At 58.5% G+C, this 2,606-nt stretch carries 2 protein-coding genes; both read left to right on the top strand.

Annotated elements, in window-relative coordinates:
• A partial coding sequence (locus QN219_RS33635) for a hypothetical protein (RefSeq protein ID WP_284004737.1) occupies positions 1 to 488 on the top strand: 488 nt, incomplete at its 5' end.
• Positions 488 to 2,494: a recombinase family protein gene (locus QN219_RS33640; protein WP_284004738.1), complete on the top strand. Its 2,007-nt coding sequence runs from the start codon at positions 488 to 490 to the stop codon at positions 2,492 to 2,494. The genes QN219_RS33635 and QN219_RS33640, both read left to right, overlap by 1 nt.
• Positions 2,495 to 2,606 lie beyond the last annotated feature (112 nt).

Raw genomic sequence — 2,606 nt, forward strand, 5'->3', positions numbered from 1 at the left:
CCAACTACCGACATTCTGCATACGTTTCTCGCTTTTCGACGATTGCCTATCCTTGGCACCCGCTGTTCGGGAAGAAGGTGCAGGTCTCGCCGTTCAGGCGTGGCAAGAGCTTAACCTGCATCTACACGGATGAGCGTCCAGATCTGTGCCGCGAATTGCCGAATTGGATGTTCGATCAAAGTTATTGCACCACAATGGCGTTAGGGCTGCCCGAGATCAGCATCGCCGGCCTCAACGAGTTGGCAGCGGCGCTGGCATCGTTCGACGCGACTCGCTCACGAGGCGCAAAATCCCGTCCTTCAAGGAAGAAGGAGAAGGGTGATGCGAAGCAGGCGACATCAAAATCGCGACCAACTCGTTCTGCAGTTGGAGCGCCAAAATCTTCAGGTTCCAGCGGTCAAGAACGTCAAAGGGTTGGTGGAAGCGCTGGCGGATCTTCTGCTGGAAGCTTTGGAAGCGAACAGAATGACGAAGACGGGAGGCGTTGATGAACACGAAGATCACGCCTGACCATCTTTGCCGCGCCGCTGTGGTCTATGTCCGCCAGTCCACAATGACTCAGGTCACCGGCAATCTGGAAAGTCAGCGCCGGCAGTATGATCTGGCTGGAGCTGCCGCAACGACCGGCTTCGCATCGGTGAGCGTAATCGATGACGATCTCGGCCGCTCCGGTTCAGGCAGCATGGAAAGGCCTGGATTCGAACGGCTTGTGGCACAGGTTTGCTCCGGCAATGTAGGAGCGGTCTATTGTATCGAGGCGTCTCGGCTGGCGCGCAACGGCAGGGACTGGCATCATCTGATCGACCTTTGCGCGCTTGCGGGGACGCTGGTCATCGATCCGGATGGCGCCTATGATCCGCGGCTCGTCAACGATCGTCTGCTGCTTGGATTGAAAGGCACGATGTCGGAGTATGAGCTTAGCTTGATGCGTCAGCGCGGCATCGCCGCACGTGATTCTAAGGCAGGACGCGGGGAACTGCGGTTCATGCTGCCGCCGGGCTTGTGCTGGAGCGAAGTGGGCAAGATCGAGATTGACCCGGACGAACATGTGGCAGAGACGATCAGGCTCGTTTTTGCCAAATTCCGGGAGCTGGGAAGTGGACGACAGGTCTTTTTGTGGCTGCGGTCGGCCGATATCAAGATGCCGGTCGTTCTGCGCAATGTCGACGTCTGCAAGCTTGTCTGGAAGGCGCCGGCCTACCACAGCGTCATGCAGATTCTCCACAATCCACTCTATGCAGGCGCCTATGCCTTCGGAAGACGCGCGCAGCGAACGCGGATCGTCGATGGCCGCGCTCGCAAGGCTACGGGGGTGCGCAAGCCGAGGGACGAATGGAGCGTGCTGTTGCGCGACAATCATCAAGGTTACATCAGTTGGCGAGAGTATGAGGAGAACCACAAGCTTCTGACCGAGAACGCACACATGAAGAAGAATTGCGATCGCAAGTCAGCGCGTGGCGGCCGTGCCCTTTTGACGGGACTGATGCGATGCGGTCGCTGTGGCCGAATGATGCGCGTCTTCTACGGCAGCGCAAAAGGCAACGCCCATCGCTATCAGTGCCGCGGCGACGATGCTCATGTGGGTGTCGGCCTTTGTATCGGCATTGGCGGCGTCAGGGTCGATCGCGCCGTTGCGATGCAGATTTTAGAAGCGGTGTCGGACCGTGCTGTCGAAGCGGCAATCTTCGCCTCGGATCAAGTCGAGCGGTCCCGAAGAGATGTCATTGCGGCAATCGAGCGGGACCTCGAAGGCGCACGCTACGAAGCGCTGTTGGCCAGTCGCAGGTATGAGCTTGTGGACCCGGCCAAGCGGCATGTTGCACGCGAACTGGAGGCCCGATGGAATGATGCCCTGGAGCGAGTAGGCGTGCTTGAGCGCAAGATCAAGGACCTGTCTGCACTGTCAGCAGCACGCCCCGTCATCGATCGTGGCCGTCTCCTGCAGCTTGCCCAGGATTTGCCGACCGTATGGAATGCACCCTCCACGGAGACGCGAACGAAGCAGCGGCTCATCCACATCCTGGTTCAGGAGATTATTTGCGATCTCGATGATGCGACCAACGAGGCGGTGCTCTTGATCCATTGGATCGGTGGCCGGCACACAGAGGTGCGTGTGGCGCGCGTCAAGACCGGAAGATATCCTGCCGAGCTCGCACCATCGGCCGTCGAGGCGCTGCGCAAACTGGGCGGACATTGGCCAGATCGGGAACTCGCGGTCTCCCTCAATAGGATGCTTTGTAAGACAGGTGATGGCGAGAGCTGGACGACCGTGCGGGTTCGTGACATGCGCGAGCGCCTGGGAATTCCCGAATATGATGCCACCAAAGGAGACGTACCGATGATCAGCTTGACGAAAGCGGCGGAGAAACTCGGTATTTGCGTCGGATCGGCCAAAAGCCTGGTCAGAGAGGAATTTTACCTGCAACGCAAATCCTTCCCGGCTCGCCGTGGATGGTTCCCGTCGAAGCATTATCCTCGGAAGCTGTCCGGATAGGGGTGCAGGGTGTCGTCGATCGACGCCCCAAGTTTTATGAAGATTATCAATACGATAAAGTCGTGCGGTTGCCCGGAATCTGATGGAGGGATGCATTATGAAGCGCACTGTG

Origin of the sequence: Sinorhizobium sp. 8-89 (assembly GCF_030124325.1) — a bacterium.
GTDB lineage: Bacteria > Pseudomonadota > Alphaproteobacteria > Rhizobiales > Rhizobiaceae > Sinorhizobium.

Bases quoted from the DNA above. Each gene is read 5' to 3' on its own strand.
- QN219_RS33640 (WP_284004738.1), top strand. From the start codon at position 488: ATGAACACGAAGATCACGCCTGACCATCTTTGCCGCGCCGCTGTGGTC.